The organism is Ferrovibrio sp. (genome assembly GCF_036381655.1).
Lineage (GTDB): Bacteria > Pseudomonadota > Alphaproteobacteria > Ferrovibrionales > Ferrovibrionaceae > Ferrovibrio.
In genome coordinates this window covers 34,078-51,929 of the sequence record NZ_DASVCJ010000012.1, presented here as the reverse complement: position 1 = coordinate 51,929, position 17,852 = coordinate 34,078, and the positions used below count along the sequence as shown (strand labels likewise).

At 60.9% G+C, this 17,852-nt stretch carries 18 protein-coding genes; 1 reads left to right on the top strand and 17 read right to left on the bottom strand.

The genetic code is table 11. The annotated features are described in order from the left end of the window. The 4 genes from VF194_RS02710 to rpsL form a co-directional block, all read right to left on the bottom strand. Positions 1–141 (bottom strand): GTP-binding protein (locus tag VF194_RS02710; protein WP_330887489.1); only part of this gene is annotated, 141 nt, incomplete at its 3' end. 44 nt (positions 142–185) lie between these two features. Continuing rightward, positions 186–2,258, bottom strand: coding sequence for an elongation factor G (gene fusA, locus VF194_RS02705; RefSeq protein WP_330887773.1), 2,073 nt, complete (start codon positions 2,256–2,258; stop codon positions 186–188). Between the two features lie 28 nt (positions 2,259–2,286). Next, entirely contained in the window at positions 2,287–2,757 is a 471-nt protein-coding gene (rpsG, locus tag VF194_RS02700; protein WP_330887771.1) for a 30S ribosomal protein S7, read from the bottom strand. 15 nt (positions 2,758–2,772) lie between these two features. Beyond that, positions 2,773–3,144, bottom strand: a complete 372-nt coding sequence (gene rpsL / locus VF194_RS02695) for a 30S ribosomal protein S12 (RefSeq protein WP_330887769.1) — start codon at positions 3,142–3,144, stop codon at positions 2,773–2,775. A gap of 839 nt (positions 3,145–3,983) precedes the next feature. Between rpsL and gltA the strand changes: the two genes are divergently transcribed. After that, a complete protein-coding gene (gene gltA / locus VF194_RS02690; protein WP_330887767.1) occupies positions 3,984–5,288 on the top strand; it encodes a citrate synthase in 1,305 nt (434 codons plus the stop codon). Between the two features lie 310 nt (positions 5,289–5,598). Here gltA and gloA read toward each other — a convergent pair whose 3' ends face one another. Genes gloA through frr form a run of 13 tightly spaced genes read right to left on the bottom strand, consistent with a single transcriptional unit; the run spans position 5,599 to position 17,811 of the window. Next, positions 5,599–6,045, bottom strand: coding sequence for a lactoylglutathione lyase (gloA, locus tag VF194_RS02685; protein ID WP_330887765.1), 447 nt, complete (start codon positions 6,043–6,045; stop codon positions 5,599–5,601). A gap of 41 nt (positions 6,046–6,086) precedes the next feature. Next, positions 6,087–7,301: a lipid-A-disaccharide synthase gene (gene lpxB, locus VF194_RS02680; RefSeq protein WP_330887763.1), complete on the bottom strand. Its 1,215-nt coding sequence runs from the start codon at positions 7,299–7,301 to the stop codon at positions 6,087–6,089. Further along, positions 7,288–8,118, bottom strand: a complete 831-nt coding sequence (locus VF194_RS02675; protein ID WP_330887761.1) for an LpxI family protein — start codon at positions 8,116–8,118, stop codon at positions 7,288–7,290. The genes lpxB and VF194_RS02675 overlap by 14 nt, the downstream gene beginning before the upstream one ends. Then, positions 8,099–8,905, bottom strand: a complete 807-nt coding sequence (gene lpxA, locus VF194_RS02670) for an acyl-ACP--UDP-N-acetylglucosamine O-acyltransferase (protein WP_330887759.1) — start codon at positions 8,903–8,905, stop codon at positions 8,099–8,101. The genes VF194_RS02675 and lpxA overlap by 20 nt, the downstream gene beginning before the upstream one ends. Before the next feature lie 4 nt (positions 8,906–8,909). Continuing rightward, positions 8,910–9,377 carry a 3-hydroxyacyl-ACP dehydratase FabZ gene (fabZ, locus tag VF194_RS02665; protein ID WP_330887756.1) on the bottom strand — a complete coding sequence of 156 codons (468 nt, stop codon included), beginning with the start codon at positions 9,375–9,377 and terminating at the stop codon, positions 8,910–8,912. Further along, positions 9,370–10,401: a UDP-3-O-(3-hydroxymyristoyl)glucosamine N-acyltransferase gene (gene lpxD, locus VF194_RS02660; RefSeq protein WP_330887754.1), complete on the bottom strand. Its 1,032-nt coding sequence runs from the start codon at positions 10,399–10,401 to the stop codon at positions 9,370–9,372. Before lpxD ends, fabZ begins: the two co-directional genes overlap by 8 nt. Before the next feature lie 3 nt (positions 10,402–10,404). Next, on the bottom strand, positions 10,405–10,977 hold the full coding sequence (locus VF194_RS02655; protein WP_330887752.1) for an OmpH family outer membrane protein: 573 nt from the start codon (positions 10,975–10,977) through the stop codon (positions 10,405–10,407). Between the two features lie 16 nt (positions 10,978–10,993). After that, positions 10,994–13,282, bottom strand: a complete 2,289-nt coding sequence (gene bamA / locus VF194_RS02650) for an outer membrane protein assembly factor BamA (RefSeq protein WP_330887751.1) — start codon at positions 13,280–13,282, stop codon at positions 10,994–10,996. Positions 13,283–13,336: 54 nt separating this feature from the next. Next, entirely contained in the window at positions 13,337–14,473 is a 1,137-nt protein-coding gene (gene rseP, locus VF194_RS02645) for an RIP metalloprotease RseP (RefSeq protein ID WP_330887749.1), read from the bottom strand. A gap of 21 nt (positions 14,474–14,494) precedes the next feature. Beyond that, positions 14,495–15,715 (bottom strand): 1-deoxy-D-xylulose-5-phosphate reductoisomerase, encoded by a 1,221-nt coding sequence (locus VF194_RS02640; protein WP_330887747.1) that lies wholly within the window; start codon positions 15,713–15,715, stop codon positions 14,495–14,497. Further along, a complete protein-coding gene (locus VF194_RS02635) occupies positions 15,712–16,533 on the bottom strand; it encodes a phosphatidate cytidylyltransferase (RefSeq protein WP_330887779.1) in 822 nt (273 codons plus the stop codon). The genes VF194_RS02640 and VF194_RS02635 overlap by 4 nt, the downstream gene beginning before the upstream one ends. After that, positions 16,514–17,251: an isoprenyl transferase gene (locus VF194_RS02630; RefSeq protein ID WP_330887745.1), complete on the bottom strand. Its 738-nt coding sequence runs from the start codon at positions 17,249–17,251 to the stop codon at positions 16,514–16,516. Before VF194_RS02630 ends, VF194_RS02635 begins: the two co-directional genes overlap by 20 nt. Before the next feature lie 2 nt (positions 17,252–17,253). Then, positions 17,254–17,811, bottom strand: a complete 558-nt coding sequence (frr, locus tag VF194_RS02625; RefSeq protein ID WP_414656068.1) for a ribosome recycling factor — start codon at positions 17,809–17,811, stop codon at positions 17,254–17,256. Positions 17,812–17,852: the final 41 nt, after the last annotated feature.

Here is a 17,852-nt window from a genome sequence, read left to right as displayed (position 1 = left end):
ATACGCCGTAAACGACGCCCCGCCCGTCTCAGCCAAAACCTTCGTGATCGCCGCCGTCAGCGACGTCTTCCCATGGTCAACGTGACCAATCGTCCCAATGTTGCAATGCGGTTTCGTACGCTCAAACTTTGCCTTGGCCATCTGACTTCTCCGCTATCTCTTATTCTGTCTCTACCGCTCGTGTCTTAACCGGCCATCTTGGCGACGACTTCGTCGGACACGTTCTGCGGCACCTGGGCGTAATGATCGAACGTCATGGTGTACTGGGCGCGCCCCTGCGTCATCGAACGCAGGTTGTTCACGTAGCCGAACATATTGGCCAGCGGCACCATGGCGTTGATGACCTGCGCGTTGCCGCGCGGCTCGGTGCCGGTCAGCTGACCGCGGCGGGACGACAGATCGCCCATCACGTCGCCGACAAACTCTTCCGGGGTCACCACTTCGACCTTCATGATCGGCTCAAGCAGCTTGACGCCAGCCTTCGGGGCGACTTCACGGAACGCAGCCCGGGCGGCAATTTCGAAGGCGAGCGCCGACGAGTCGACGTCGTGGTAGGCACCGTCATAAAGGGTGGCCTTGAAATCGATGACCGGGAAGCCGGCGAGCACGCCGCTCTCGGCAACCGAGCGGATGCCCTTTTCGACTGCTGGGATGTATTCCTTCGGCACGTTGCCGCCGACGACCTCGTTGACGAAGGTGATGCCGGCGCCGGGCTCCTGCGGCTCGAACTTGATCTTGACGCGCGCGAACTGACCCGAACCGCCCGACTGCTTCTTGTGGGTGTAGTCGATGTCGGCGACCTTGGTCAGAGTCTCGCGGTAGGCCACCTGCGGGGCGCCCACATTGGCCTCAACCTTGAACTCGCGCTTCATGCGGTCGACGATGATCTCGAGATGGAGCTCGCCCATGCCCTTGATCACGGTCTGGCCGCTCTCGTGATCGACCGAGACGCGGAAGGACGGATCCTCGGCCGCCAGGCGATTCAGGGCGATGCCCATCTTCTCCTGATCATTCTTGGTCTTCGGCTCGACCGCGACCTCGATGACCGGATCCGGGAACTCCATGCGCTCCAGCACGATCGGATGGTTCGGATCGCACAGCGTATCGCCCGTGGTGGTATTCTTCAGACCGGCCAGCGCGACGATGTCGCCGGCGCGGGCTTCCTTGATCTCTTCGCGGGTATTCGCATGCATCTGCAGCATGCGGCCGATACGCTCGCGATTTTCCTTCACGGTATTCAGCACGCCCGAACCGGCCTCCAGAACACCCGAATAGATGCGCACGAAGGTCAGCGAGCCGACGAACGGGTCGTTCATGATCTTGAATGCCAGACCGGCAAACGGCTCATCGTCCGAGGTCTTGCGGATCATCTCTTCGTCAGTGCCCGGCTTGACGCCCTTGACGGCGTCGACATCAACCGGCGACGGGAGATAATCGATGACCGCGTCCAGCAGCGGCTGAACACCCTTGTTCTTGAAGGCCGAGCCGCACAATACCGGCACGAACTTGCTGGCGATGGTCCCCTTGCGGATGCAAGCGGTTAGCGTCTTCTCGTCGGGCTCGTTGCCCTCGAGATAGGCTTCCAGCGCCGCGTCATCCACCTCGAGCGCCGCCTCGATCATCTTCTGGCGCCACTCGGCAGCCTGTTCCTTCAGGTCGGCCGGAATCTCATCGTAGAAGAACTCGGCACCGAGGCTCTCGTCCTTCCAGATGATCGCACGATTGCGGACCAGATCAACGACGCCCTTGAAATCGGCTTCCGAACCGATCGGCAGCGTAGTGACCAGCGGGGTGGCGCCCAGGCGATCGACGATCATGTCGACGCAGCGGAAGAAATTGGCGCCCATACGGTCGAGCTTGTTCACGAAGCACATGCGCGGCACGCCGTACTTATCGGCCTGACGCCACACCGTCTCGGACTGCGGCTCAACGCCGGCAACGCCGTCGAACAGGCAGACCGCACCGTCCAGCACGCGCAGGCTGCGCTCGACCTCGATGGTGAAGTCGACGTGTCCCGGGGTGTCGATGATGTTGATGCGGTGGTTGTTCCAGAAGCAGGTCGTGGCAGCCGAAGTGATCGTGATGCCGCGCTCCTGCTCCATCCAGTCCATGGTGGCAGCACCGTCGTGGACTTCACCGATCTTATGCGACCGACCGGTGTAATAGAGGATGCGCTCCGTCGTGGTGGTCTTGCCGGCATCGATGTGGGCCATGATGCCGATATTGCGGTAGCGCTCGTAAGGGGTCGTGCGAGGCATGACGATCTCCGGGTACTCTAAATGGCCATTACCAGCGGTAATGCGAGAAGGCCTTGTTGGCCTCGGCCATGCGATGGGTATCTTCGCGCTTCTTTACCGAACCGCCGCGGCCATTGGCGGCATCCAGCAATTCGCCCGACAGACGGTCGATCATGGTGTTTTCACCGCGACCGCGAGCCGCCGAGATCAGCCAGCGGATCGCCAGGGCTTGGCCGCGGTCATGACGGACTTCGACCGGCACCTGATAGGTGGCGCCGCCGACGCGACGAGAGCGCACTTCGATCTGCGGGCGCACATTGTTCAGCGCATCATGGAACAGCTTGACCGGATCGTTGCCGGTCTTGGCCTTGATGCGGTCCAGGGCGCCATAGATGATCGCCTCGGCGACCGACTTCTTGCCCTCGTACATCAGCATGTTCATGAACTTGGTCAGCACGACATCGCCGAACTTCGGGTCCGGCAGAATTTCGCGCTTCTCGGCAGCGTGACGACGCGACATCGAGTCTCTCCTGGATTACTTCGGACGCTTGGCGCCGTACTTCGAACGGCGCTGCTTGCGATCCTTGACGCCCTGCGTGTCGAGCACGCCGCGGATGATGTGGTAACGGACGCCCGGCAGGTCCTTGACGCGGCCGCCGCGGATCATCACCACCGAGTGTTCCTGCAGATTGTGGCCCTCACCCGGAATGTAGCTGGTGACCTCGAAACCGTTGGTCAGGCGCACGCGGGCAACCTTACGAAGCGCGGAATTCGGCTTCTTCGGCGTGGTCGTGTAGACGCGCGTGCAAACGCCGCGACGCTGCGGGCATTCCTGCAGCGCGGGCACCTTGTCGCGGGTGGGCTTCGGCGCGCGAGGCTTCCGGATAAGCTGGTTGATCGTCGGCATACGAGTCAGAACTCCGCCAGGTTGGTCCAACAAAAACGATCCGAGGCGAACCACCACCGGTCTTCCAACCTGGCGGCCCGCCTCAAACTTTCGCTCCAGACCCATCCTTACGGCCCATCGGCCGCGGAGAGGGGTCAGTATGTCTCTTGCGTAAGCCCAGCCTCGACGTGAGCGCTACGGAGGCCTTGGCCGTTCATCGACCAGCGCGTCTAGGTTGAACCCCTACCACCGCCGTCGAATCGCGGGGCGGAAACTACTCTGAGGGACTTGCAGGGTCAAGCGGGATTTATCGGCTTTTTGCAGAAGTTTTCGCGCCAGCGAAAAGACGCCGATTCCCTCGTCGTCCGGGCTGTATTTTCTCACCCCGGCAGGCCAGCTGGGAACCGACAGTATGAGAATATAAAGAGAACATTTCTCCCTTGATCCCGACTCGCGAGCATGCCCTCCCAGGGATCATTAAAAACTTCCCCATTCATCTTCATTAAAGAGGCCTTCTCCCGCCCGGGAACCTTCGGGCGCCCCTTATCCGGCTGCCCGTCCCTCACAGCGGGATGGCGCCAAGGTGAACCAGATTTCTTCCTGGCACAGGCTGCCGCTACGGTATCACAACCGACCAACAGGCAACGAAGCGGCCAGCGATCCCGGCAATCGGCGCAAACTGTCCCGAACGAGGAATGTCACGCTGCAATAACGCGGCGATCAGTACGAGCGACAAGATGTTGCTACTGCTTTTGTCGAATGATTTTGCCGGTGCGAAGGCTTTCCTCGGTCCCGAGGTGCGCCCTATAATTCTTGGCACTGCAACTAGATGCGTTATTTCAACCCTGGGGGTAAGCCTTATGACCGCCGGCAAAAAGCCTGTTACGCTCAACGATCCGAATACCGGCAAGACCATCAGCCTCCCGGTCCTCGAAGGAACGGTTGGTCCTTCGGTGATTGATATCCGCAAGCTTTACGCAGAATCGGGATATTTCACCTACGATCCGGGTTTCACGTCGACTGCCAGCACCGAAAGCAAGATCACCTATATCGACGGCGATCAGGGCATCCTGCTGTATCGCGGCTACGACATCGCCGATTTGGCGGAGCATTCGACCTTTCTTGAGACCTGTTATCTGCTGCTGACCGGCGAATTGCCCAACGCGAAACAGCGCGCCGAGTTCGAGCGCTCCATCACCATGCATACGATGGTGCATGAGCAGATCCACTTCCTTTTCCGCGGCTTCCGCCGCGATGCGCATCCGATGGCCGTCATGTGCGGCGTGGTCGGTGCGCTGTCCGCCTTCTACCACGATCAGACGGACTACGACGATCCGCATCAACGCATGATCGCCCAGCATCGGCTGATCGCGAAGATGCCGACGATTGCGGCGATGGCCTACAAATATTCGGTCGGTCAGCCGTTCATGTATCCGCGCAACGATCTCGGCTACGCCGAGAACTTCCTGCAGATGACGTTCGGCGTGCCGGCGGAGCCATACAAGGTCAGCCCGGTCCTGGCCAAGGCCATGGACCGCATTTTCATTCTGCATGCCGATCACGAGCAGAATGCGTCGACCTCGACCGTGCGTCTGGCCGGTTCGTCCGGCGCCAATCCCTTCGCCTGCATTGCCGCCGGCATCGCCTGCCTCTGGGGTCCGGCCCATGGTGGCGCCAATGAAGCCGTGCTGAAGATGCTGGAGGAGATCGGCTCGGTCGACAAGGTCGGAGAAGCGATCAAGAAGGCTAAGGACAAGAATTCCGGCTTTCGCCTGATGGGCTTCGGCCATCGCGTCTACAAGAACTACGATCCGCGCGCCAAGGTGATGCGCCAGACCTGCTATGAGGTGCTGGACGAACTGGGCGTCAAGAACGAGCCGTTGCTGAAGCTGGCGATGGAACTGGAGCGCATTGCGCTCGAGGACGATTACTTCGTCGAAAAGAAGCTGTATCCGAACGTCGACTTCTATTCCGGCATCATCCTGCGTGCGATGGGCTTCCCGACCGCCATGTTTACCGCCCTGTTCGCTCTGGCGCGGACCGTCGGCTGGATTGCCCAGTGGAACGAAATGATCGAGGATCCGGCGCAGAAAATCGGCCGCCCGCGTCAGCTCTTCACTGGATCGCCGAAGCGGCCGTTTATTCCGCTCGACAAGCGCTCCTGATCGTCGTTTTATTGAAAGGAAACGGCGCCGATGGGAGGCGGGCCGATGCGCAAGGGAGCGGAAATACAGGGTGGTCAACCGTCATCGGGTCGCCAGGCGACAGGCTACGGTTGGCTTCGACCCGGTTTTCTGACAATGCCGCCGGCTGCCAACGACAACCGGAGGGCACCGCGCTCCTTATTGCGTCGCCCGCATTTCTGGCTGTGGTTGACGGCCGTGATGGTTGGAGCGACGTGGATCGCAACCCGCTTCTGACCCCATCGGATGAATATGAAAAAGCCTGGCATGCCGGGCTTTTTTTATTGCCATTTCAGGCGGGTTTACGTTCGATCAGCTCGATCTTGTAGCCATCCGGGTCTTCAATGAAGGCGATCACCGAACCGCCATGCTTCATCGGCCCCGGCGGGCGGGGAATCTTGACGCCGGCCTGCTGCAGCTTCTCGCAGAGCCCGTAAATATCGGGCACGCCGATGGCTATGTGTCCAAAGCCGCTACCGATCGTATACGGCTCCTTCTGTCCCCAGTTATGGGTAAGCTCGATGACGGCATGATCGCTCTCGTCGCCATAGCCGACAAAAGCCAGGGTGAATTCGCCCGTCGGATAGTCCTTCTTCCGCAGCAGCCGCATGCCCATCTTGTTGACGTAAAAATCCAACGACTTGTCGATATCGAGCACGCGCAGCATCGTGTGCAGCATCTGATAAGGTGCCGCCCTTTCGTCATTTGTGGATGTGACGGTGCTTTGGACTTCGCTCATGTCTCTATTCTCCTATGATCGGCGATGACCGCTATCGATCCTCAAGTTTCGCGAGATGGCAACCGCTTGGCGGCCAGAGCTAACACCACTTTTGCCGCCCGCATGCTCGGTGGCTCTTCCTCATCTCCCCCCAGCTGAGCGGCAACCGCGGCGCAGCCATCTTTTTGCGTCTGCCGGGCAAGCGGGTCGGTCAGCAATTGATGCATTGCCGGCAGAATGAAATCCGCCCGGCACCTCTCCTGCACAAACTCAGGCATGATCTCGCGCCTCTGCAAGATGTTGACCAAGCCGGCATACGGGGTACGGATCAGCCGCCGGACGATAGCCGCCGTAAGCGGATGGACCTTGTAGGCCAATATAGTCGGGGTGCCTGCTAGGCCAAGCTCGAGCGTAGCGGTCCCAGAAGCGGCCAAAGCCGCATCCGCAGCAATCATGGCGCCATAGCGCTCCGCCGCCGTGCCGAGAATGGTCGCCGGAAAGGGCAATGAGGCGGCAGCGGCCCTCACCGTATCGGCGACGGTCTCGACGGTCGGTATCAAAAGATGGAGATCAAGCCCGCTGCTTTTCAGCTGTCGGAGAACTTCCGTGAAGATGGGCAGAAGGCGGCTGACCTCTCCCCTGCGGCTGCCGGGCAGAACGGCCAGCAAAAGCCGCTCCGGCGGAATCTGATGGCGGTGTCGAAAGCCACGCCCTTCCCGAGCCGATACCTCCTCGGCCTGGCGGGCCTTCGCCAGCGTTTCGACCGCAGGATGCCCGACGAAAGTCGTTGGCAGATTCACCGCCTGAAAATACGGCGGCTCGAAAGGCAGCAATGCCAACAAGTGATCGTAAAGCTTCGCCAGGCGCTTCGCGCGACCGGGCCGCCAGGCCCATACCGTCGGCGCAACGTAATGAAGCAGCGGAAAGCTGCGCACCAGCAGCTTCTGCGCGACCCGTCGGGTAAATCCCGGACTGTCGATCGTGACCGCTATGTCCGGCGGATCGGCCTGCAGCAACCTGGCGGTTTCGTCGATTCTACGCAGCAGCAAGCGGATACGCGGGAAGACTTCAACCAGCCCCATCACGGCCAGGTCGGCAACGGGAAACAAGCTGGCCAGCCCCTCCTCCACCATCTGCGCGCCGCCAACCCCGCTGAAGACCACGCGGTCGTCCGTAAGCTGCCGCAACGCCCTCATCAGGCCGGCCCCCAGGACGTCACCCGAAGGCTCTCCAGCGATCAATGCGACCCGGAGCGGACGATCCTCAGCCATCGCCATCGAAGCCGATCAGAAACAGGCCAAACTTGTCTGCAGCGCTTGCGGTTCCTGCTGCATCCACCATCAAAGCAGCCCCCGCTTCCACTGCAACCCCCGCCAATCCTGCTGCCGCAGCATTTTCAATCGTCGTGGCCCCGACCGTCGGCAGATCGACGCGGCGATCCTGTTGAGGTTTGGCGCATTTAACGAGCACACCCTGTCTTGCCGAAGCTTCATCTTTCATTCGGCGCAACATTGCGTCAGTGCCGGCATCATCTTCCTGGGCGACAACGACGCCGGAAGATACGATCACACCCTGTCCGCGATCTGCACGTCCCAATTCCCGCGCCGCGGCTATGCCGATGCGAATGTCCGCCCATTGAGATGCAGTTGGCGCCTGCCCGCTATATGGCCTGTTCTGGACAAGAAGATCCGAGACAATCTGTTCGACGCCGACGACGCCGAAGCCCTCCTTCTCCAAAACCTCGACCACAACCCGAAGAATGGCGTCGTCGCCAAACCTGGCCGCCTTGATGATCTTCGGCAGCAGCAGGGCGCCCTTCCAGTCCGGCTTCAAGGTTGCGAAATCCGGCTTCGAGACTCGCCCGCAAAGGCAGACCTGCTCGACACGGGCAGTGTGCAGAGCGTTCAGAAGCCGGCCGACCCGCGGCAGGTCGAACCAGTCGTGGTCGGCGCCGGCGATGGTTGCCGGATCGCAGAATCCATTCAATGCCGCGATGAACAGCTCACGCCGCTGCTCGCTGCAGATGTCCCGCACCAGTGCCGGGATCTGTCCGCCACCGGCAATCAGTCCAAGCTTAGGCAGCGGCTGTGCCATCCGCCAGAGGCTGGCAAATGCCCCGCTTGGAGGCATTGCGGATAAAGGAAACCACCTCCTGCACCGGCGCAATCTCCGTGAACTTCGCGGCTACATCATCCAGCCGCTGCACGAAGGTGCCGTTCTTTCCGAACAGCAGGTCATAGGCAGCGCGCAGGCCGGCGATCTCGTCACGCCCAAATCCACGGCGCTTCAGGCCAACCAGATTCAAGCCCGTCAGATGGGCGCGGTTGCCGATCACCATGCCATAGGGAATCACGTCCTGCTCGACACCCGACATGCCGCCAATCATGGCATGCGGCCCGATACGGCAGAACTGATGGATCGCGGCAAGACCGCCGACAAAGGCAAAATCGCCGAGTTCGATATGCCCCGCCAAGGTGGCGTTGTTCGCCATGATGATATTGTTGCCAAGCTGGCAATCGTGGGCAACGTGCGCGCCCGCCATGAACAGGCATCCATCGCCGATCCGGGTCAGCATGCCGCCGCCCTCAGTGCCCGGATTCATCGTCACGCCTTCGCGGATGACATTGTTGCGGCCGATGATCAGCCGCGAGCGCTCGCCCTTGTATTTCAGGTCCTGCGGCTGATGGCCAATGGACGCGAAGGGGAATATCCGTGTTCCGGCTCCGATACTCGTAATGCCGGCAACCACGGCATGACTGACCAGTTCGACGCCGTCGCCCAATTCGGCTTCGGAGCCGATATGGCAGTAGGGGCCAATGCGAACATCGTTGCCGAGCCGAGCCCCGTCTTCGACGATTGCCGTTGGATGAATGAATGTCATACCGTCACTTATCGAGGATCATCGCGGAGAAAATGGCTTCCGCCGCCAACTTGCCCTCGACCATAACCTTGCCTTCGAATTTCCAGACCGGACCGCGCTGTTTCAGGGCCGTGACATGGATGTGCATCTGGTCGCCAGGGGTGACCGGCTTACGGAACCTGGCTTCATCGATCGTCATGAAGTAGACCAGCTTCCCTTCGGCTTCCTTGCCCAGTGTGTAGACAACCAGTACGGCAGCCGTTTGCGCCATACTCTCGACGATCATCACCCCTGGCATCACCGGCTGGGTCGGAAAATGCCCCGTGAACTGCGGCTCATTGATGGTGACGTTCTTGACCCCGACCGCGCTCTTGCCGGCATGCATATCGATAACGCGATCGATCAGCAGCATCGGATACCGATGCGGGATCATCTCCATGATACGGAGAATCTCGACGGTCCCTGCGCTCGCCCCGGCTTGGGTTTCACTCATTATCTGTGCCCTTCTTTTGCGCTAGCCGCCGCAGAGTGGCGACTTGGCGGAAATACTCCTTCACTTTGGTTGCAGGGATGCCGACAAAGCTTTCCCCGGCTGGGATATCAGTCATAACGCCCGCCTTGGCCCCGACGCGCGCTCCCGTACCCAACTTAAGGTGGCCCGCAATGCCGCTTTGGGCCGCAAGAACCACGAAATCGCCGAGCTGCGTCGACCCTGCAATTCCCGCTTGCGCCACAACAATGCAACCACGCCCGAGGGTCACGTTGTGCCCGATCTGCACCAAATTATCAATCCAGCACCCCGGTCCGATGACCGTATCGGGGCCGGAGCCACGGTCGATCGTCGTGTTGGCGCCGATCTCACAATCATCGCCGATCAGAACCCGGCCAAGCTGAGGCACCTTGACATGGCCGGAAGGGTCCGGGGCAAAGCCGAACCCGTCCTGTCCGATCCTCACCCCCGGATGCAGGGTCACACGAGCGCCGATCTGGCAATGGGTGAGGGTGACGGAATGGCCGATCCGGCATCCTGACCCGATGACCACATTCCGTCCGATATGGCAGCTCGCCCCTACCGACGCCCCGCTGCCGATCTCGGCGCCATCGCCGATCACGGTGAATGGACCAATAGAAATATCGGGGGCGAGTTTGACGTCTGCCCCGATGACCGCCGTGGGGTGAATGCCAGCCACCGGCCGCGGTGGCGGGTAGAATAGCTGGGCGGCGCGGGCGTAACTTAGATATGGATTCGGCGACACCAGAAGCGCCAATCCCACTGGCGCCGAACCGGCATGTTTTTGATGGACGATACAGGCGCCAGCCTTCGTCGCAGCAAAAGCCGCCACGTATTTCGGATTGTCGAGGAAGGTGATCTGGTCGGGCCCGGCCTGATCGAGCGAAGCGACATCCGCCACAAGCTGCGTCGCCTTTTCAGAAGCGGCCAGCTTGGCGCCGATCCGGTCCGCCAACTCGCCCAGCGTGAAAGGGCCTGCCCGCTCGAAGAAGCGCGGATCAGCCATCGCTCATTTCCCGCTGGGCAACGCCACCTTGACCGTCGGCAACCGTTTGTCGAGCCGTTTCAGCACCTCTGGCGTTATATCGATGCTGTCGCCAACGAAAAGCTGGACTTGCGCCCGATCCAGAACAAAATTGAACCCGCGTTCGGTTGCCAGTTCCTTCAGGATGTCGACCACCTGGACAGTAACCTGATCGCGGACGCTGTTGAGCATCTTCTCAAGCGATTGGGACCGTTCCTGGATCCGCTTCTGCAGATCAACGACCTTTCCCTGAAAGGCCTGCCGCTTCTGCTGGAAGACTTCCGGCGTGACGACAGATCGCTGGCGAGAGATCTCCTGCTCCTCGTTCCGCAGCTTTTCTTCTTCCTTCGCGATTTCGGACTGGAAGCCGGCCCGGTACTGCTCGAGCTGCTGGCGCGCATTCTTCAATGCAGCGGCCTCCCGGTTGATCCGTTGCGAATCAATCACGGCTATGATCGCCGGCGGCACCTTTGCTGCGGTCTGCGCCCTTGCAGTACCGATCAACACCGGTCCGGCCAGGACCGCGATCAACAGCAAAACCCTCTTCATCAAAGACATTTATTTCTGCACCTTGTTAGAATCGTGATCCGAAATTGATCCGGACGAGTTCCCTTTCATCGTAGTCCTTCTTGATAATGGGAACGCCCAAATCGACGCGGATCAAGCCAAGCGGAGACTTCCATTGCACGCCCGTACCGGCCGACATGCGCAGGCTTGAATCGTCGGCGACCTCCGGGCCGCTATCGGAGGTATCCCACAGGGAGCCAACCTCCGTAAACAATATCCCCTTGATGCCGAATTCGTTCGGCAACCCGATGGGGAAACTCAGATCGGCAGAGCCCTTATAGTATCTCTGGCCACCGAGCGCGTCATCCGTCGTTATATCCCGAGGGCCAATGCCGCCCTGGGCGAAGCCACGGAAGGAATCGCCGCCGATAAAGAAGCGGTTTGGCAGGCGCACCTCGTCGCTCAGGCCGTTGATTATTCCTGCTTCTGCGCCAAGCGACAGGACAACATCCTCGGCCACCGAGAAGTACTTATAACCGGTCAGAACGTTCTTGACGAAATATTCGGTGCCGCCAAGTCCCGCCACTTCCTGAGCCAGACGCAGCAGGTACCCGCCGGTCGGTTCTATGCGGTCATCGCGCTGATCGTATGTCAGTGCATGCCCGATCGACGACGTAACGGTTCCGCCCCTCTGCGCCTGAATGAAGCGGGAAGCGCTGAAATCGATATTGCTTATCTCGTCATGTCTGATTCGATAAAAGACCTGCTGAGACAGATGTTCGGTGATCGGGTAGGACATGCGCGGCGAGAACAGCGTGGTGGTCTCGTCAAGGCTGCTCCGGCGTTCATAGTCGGTCCGGCGCCGCGACAAGTCGAAGCCTGCCGCCAATTCGCGATCCAGGAAATACGGCTCGGTAAAGCCCAGATCGGCCTGCTGACGGCGGGTCGACAAGCTGAAGCCCAAACGCAGATCCTGTCCGCGGCCCAGCAGATTGCGCTCCCGGATGGAGATGTCGCCCAACACGCTTTCCGTCGTCGAGTAGCCGACGCCGACGGACAATTCGCCGGTCGATTTCTCCGTCACCTCGGTGGTCAGAACGACCTTATCAGGCGCACTGCCCCGGCTCTGGTTGATTTCCACCTTGTCGAAGAAATTGAGGCCGCGCAGCCGGGTCCGAGTACGCCGCAGCTTGGCCGCATTGAATGCATCGCCTTCGGCAAGGCGGAATTCCCTGCGGATGACCTTATCGAGAGTGCGAACATTGCCGACAATGTCGATGCGCTCGACGAAAACCCGCGGGCTCTCGCCGATCGTATAGGTCACGTCGATGATGCGCTTTTCCAGGTCCTTCTTGACCTCGGGGCGCACATCGACGAATGCGTAGCCCTTATTGCCGAGTTCGGTGGTAATCGCCTGAACCGTATCCTCCACCTGATCGGCGTTGTAGACCTCCCCCGTCTTGGTAGTGATCAGCGGCTTGAGCTGCTCGATATCGACGCCCTTCAGGTCGCTGACGATGTCCATCTTGCCGAACTTGTAGCGTTCGCCTTCCTCGATGGTGAAGGTGATGATGAAATTCTCGCGATTGGGCAGCAGCTCGGCAACGGCGTTGATGACGCGGAAATCCGCATACCCTTTGCTGAGATAGAACTTCCGGAGCTTCTCGCGGTCGAAGGTCAGCCGGTCGGGATCGTAGCTGTCATCCGAACTCAGGAAACGCCACCAAGCCGATTCCTTCGTCTGGATCTCCTCGCGCAAGCGGGAATCGCTGAAGCGCCGATTGCCGATGAAGCGGATACGGCTGACGCCGGTCAACGCCCCTTCATGAATCTCGAAAACGACATCGACGCGATTTTGCGGAAGCTGGATGACCTTGGGCTCGATCGTAGCGGCGAAACGGCCCGAGCGTCGGTAAATCTGCTGGATGCGTTGCGTATCCGCCTGAATCTTCGACCGGGTGTAGACCTGCCGCGGCTTCAGCTGCAGCTCGTTGCGGATCTGATCCGCCTGAATTCGGCGATTGCCCTCAAGCAGAATGCGATTGACCACGGGGTTCTCGGTGACATGGACAACGAGCGTGTCGCCCTGCAAGGCCAGGTTGACGTCTGAGAACAATCCGGTGGCGAAAAGAGCCTTCAGCGATTTGTCCGCTTCGGCGCCGGTATAAGTCGACCCTGCATGCAGCGTCAGGTAATTCTCGATCGTCGAGACCTCGATGCGCTGATTGCCCTCGACCACGACGTCGCGAATCCGCTGGCCGTCCGCGATGGCCAGCGAGGCGCAGAAAACAACGGCCAAAAATGCGACGACGAGGGTCGCCAGGCGCGAAACGCGCGATCCTCTGCAGCCGATCATCCCCGGAAAATCCCCCTTAATAACCGCCGTCGACCGCCCCTCACTTAGCCCGTTTCACGAGAAAAGCCCAGTCAGGAAATTAAAAATTGGCAGGCGATTCAGGTCGTTCCACGTGGCAAACAGAAAGAGGGAAAGCACCAGGGCAAAACCAATGCGGAAACCGTATTCCTGAGCGCGTTCGCCCAATGGCCGGCCGCGCAGTGCCTCGATGCCATAAAACAGCAAATGGCCGCCATCCAGCATCGGCACCGGGAACAGGTTGATCAGACCGATGGCCACCGAAAGGGTCGCCATCAGGGACACCAGGCCAAGCCAGCTCGCCCGCGCCACGTCACCGGACATCTTGGCGATGCCGAGAGGCCCACTGAGCTGATCACCCGATTCCCGGCCTTGGACGATCCGCGAAAGATAGGTGAAGGTATTGGCCACGACCTGCCAGGTCTCGTGGCCGGCCTGAACGACCGCAGTCACCGGGTCGCGGCGCACGAATTCCACGTTCGCCGTCCGAATCCCGATCTGGCCAACGCGCTGGCTGCCCCCCATCCCATCCGGCACATCGACGCGCTTCGGAACGACGGTGACATCGATCTCCCGGTCGTCGCGCCGGATATGGAACTGGATCGGCGTTTCGGCGCGTAGGGCCACATAGGCCCGCAGATCTTCAAACCGCTCTATGGTCGTATCATCCGCCCTCAAAATCCGGTCACCCGGCTTCAATCCAGCGGCAGCGGCGGCACCGCCCTCGACAACACTGCCGACGACCGGCGGCGTAAAGGGCTGGCCAACCAGGCTGAACAGCGCCGCGTAGACCAGGATCGCGAAAATGAAATTGGCCACCGGCCCGGCCACGACAATGGCTGAACGCGCCGGTAGCCGCTGGTGATGAAAGGACACCTTCTTGTCGGCGTCGCTCATTGCGGCAATGGCCGCATCGTCCGCTCCGGAACTTGCATCCGCATCGCCGAAAAACTTGACGAAGCCGCCAAGTGGAATGGCGCTGACCTTCCAGCGCGTGCCATGGCGATCATTCCAGCCGAACAGTTCCGGGCCAAACCCGATGGAAAAAACCTCGACCCGGACGCCGCAGCGGCGGGCCACCCAGTAATGCCCCAGTTCGTGGACAAAAACGATGATGGTCAGGACGATGACGAAGGGGATGACGTATCCAGCGAGATTGGTGATGAAATCCATAGCACCTCGACTGCCGGCATCCTATGCGCGGCCTCGTCCTCTTGTTTGCATCTGCACCACCCGGTCATCTGCGGCCGGGTCGATCAGCTGCGCTGCGTAACGCCTCGCCTGGTTATCCGCTTCGCGCACCGCGTCGAGGCTATTCAGCGATACCCCCGACGGCGCGCGGGTCAGCGTCTGCTCGACGATCCGCGTAATGTCGAGGAACCCGATCCGGCCATTCAGAAAAGCCTCCACCGCGACCTCGTTGGCGGCATTTAAAATTGTAGGGGCCGCGCCTCCCGTTTGCAAGGCCTGCCGGGCCAGGTTCAGGGCCGGAAATCTAGCGGAATCAGGCACTTCGAAGGTCAATTTGGCGATAGCGGCCAGATCGAGCCGGGCCGCGGGTGTCGGCATCCGGCGCGGCCAGGCCAGGGTAACCGCAATGGGCGTCCGCATATCCGGGGTGCCGAGTTGCGCCAGCACCGACCCATCGACATAGCAGACCATGCTATGCACGACCGATTGCGGATGAATGAGCACATCGAGGCGCTCCTCCGGCACGGGGAACAGGAAACTGGCTTCGATCAGCTCCAGCCCCTTGTTCATCAGCGTGGCCGAATCGACGGAAATCTTGGCCCCCATGCTCCAAACCGGATGGGCAATGGCCTGCGCTGGGGTGACTTCGCGCATCTCCCCCAGGCTGAGGGTGCGGAACGGCCCCCCAGAAGCCGTCAGGATCACCCGGTCCACGCTGCCGGCAGCCTGGAAATCGAAGACCTGGAAAATGGCGTTATGCTCGGAATCGACCGGCAGCAGGGTGGCACCGTGCAAGGCCGCCTCGCGCATCACCAAAGCCCCCGCGCAGACCAGGGATTCCTTGTTGGCCAGCGCAATCACCGCGCCGCGCCGGATCGCGGCCAGGGTCGGCCCCAATCCAGCCGCCCCTACGATCGCGGCCATGACCCAATCGGCGGGACGGTCGGCCGCCTCGACAATGGCCTTGGCCCCTGCCGCCGCTTCGACGCCGCTGCCGGCCAAGCGCGCCTTCAGCTCGGGCAGCAACGAGTCATCGCCGATCACGGCAAGCTTCGCATCGAGCGCACGCGCCTGCTCGGCCAAAAGCGCGACATTGCTCTGGGCGGTCAGAGCCTCGACCGGAAAACGCTCCGGCTCGCGCAGCAGCAGATCCACCGTGGAGCGTCCGATTGACCCGGTCGATCCCAAAACGGTAACGCGACGCGTATCGCTATCCGATATCATGGCCAAAGCTGCCCCTGCCAGAACAGATAGCATACCGTCACAAAGGGTACGGCGAACAGCAATCCGTCGAGGCGATCCAGCGCGCCGCCATGTCCCGGAATGAGTGTGCCGGCGTCCTTGACGCCGAAATGCCGCTTGACGCCGGATTCGAAGAAATCACCGGCCTGAGCCGTCACGGCGACGACGGCGCCGAGAGCCGCCAGAATACCTGCCGGCCAATCCGGATCGAACCGGGCAATCCCCCAGCCGACAAGCGCGGCCGCGGCCATTCCCCCGGCCAACCCGGCCCAGGTCTTGTTCGGGCTGATCCTCGGAATCAGCTTCGGCCCGCCGATCGCCCGGCCGGCAAAATAAGCGCCGGTATCGGTCGCCCAGATGACGCAGAGCACCCAGAACACGAGGTGGCGTCCCTGGATCGAATCTTCTCGCAGCCATAGCAGCAGCAGGCACGGCAATCCGACATACACCAGTCCGACGGCATGCCAGATAAACCGATGCCGGACATAAACGCCCACCGCCACCGCGCAGAGCAACAGGAAGCCCATGGCGAAATTATGATGCTTGAGCATCACCAGCAGAAGGCCGCCCGCAAGGCCGAGGCTGCCGATGATCAGGACGCTCTTGTCGTATCGCCCCGGCAGGTGAAGCCATTCATGCAGCATCAGAATGCTGGCAAGGAAAACCAGCGCCGCGAAAGGCCAGGCGCCAATCCATGTGGCGACTATGGCGAGGGGGAGCAGAACGGCTGCGGAAAGGATCCGAAGCTTTAATGCACTTGCTTTCGCCGGATTCTGGGTTTCAGGCACCGCTGCCGCCATAGCGCCGGTCACGGCGCTGGAACTCGCCGACTGCATCGGCAAGATCCTGCGCCGAAAAATCCGGCCATAACTTATCGACAAAGATCAATTCGCTATACGCCGATTGCCAGAGCAGGAAATTGGATAGCCGCTGCTCGCCGCTGGTCCGGATGACGAGGTCCGGATCAGGAATGCCGACCGTCTGCAGATGGCTGGCAACAACATTCGTATCGACGTCTTCCGGCCGCAGGGCACCTGCTGCGACCCGCTCTGCGATCCGCCGGCAGGCATCGACGATCTCGTCCTGTCCGCCATAGCTGAGAGCTATCACCAGGGTCAGCGTCCGGTTGTCGCGGGTCTTTGCTTCCGCCTCGGCGATCAAGGCGACGATATCTGGCGCAAGGCGGCTGCGATTGCCGATGACGCGAATGCTGACACCATTCCGCGCCAATTCATCGAGTTCGCGCCGGATATACAGCCGCAGCAAATCCATCAGACCGGCGACTTCGCTCTGCGGCCGCTTCCAGTTCTCCGAGGAAAATGCGTACAGCGTCAGATATTCGATCCCGAGCCGCTTGCAGGCCCGCACCACCTCGCGCACGGCATCCACGCCTTGCCGATGCCCCAGGTTGCGCGGCAAGCCGCGCGCTTTCGCCCAGCGCCCATTGCCATCCATGATGATGGCGACGTGGCGCGGCGGCGCAAGCGCAACAGCAGGCGAAGCGATCGGTTGCGACATGATCAGACCTGCAGGATCTCCTTGGTCTTCTGCGCCAGCATGTCGTCTATCTTTTTGATCGACTCGTCCGTCAGGCGCTGAATCTCGTCATGCCACATCTTGGCATCGTCCTCACCGAGGTCCCCGTCCTTTTCGAGCTTCTTGAGGCTGTCCATTCCGTCCCGGCGGACGCCGCGAACAGCCACCCTCGCCTGCTCGGCATACTGGCCGGCCACCTTGGTCAATTCCTTGCGCCGCTGCTCGTTCAATTCCGGGATCGGGATGCGGATGAGCTGACCATCCGCTTGCGGATTAAGCCCCAGGCCGCTGGAGACAATGGCTTTTTCGACCGCCTTCACATTGGCCTTGTCCCAGACCTGGATGCTGATCATGCGCGGTTCGGGCACGCTGACGGTGCCAACCTGGTTGATCGGCATGGTGCTGCCATAGACGTCGACGCGAACCGGATCAAGCATGCTTATCGATGCCCGGCCCGTCCGCAGCCCGGCATATTCATGCCGCAGCACCTCGACTGCCTTGTTCATCCGCCGCTCAATGTCGTCGATATCCGGTTCGGCCACTTGTCCTCTCCCGTAAACTCAGTATTTCTCTAATTATGTCA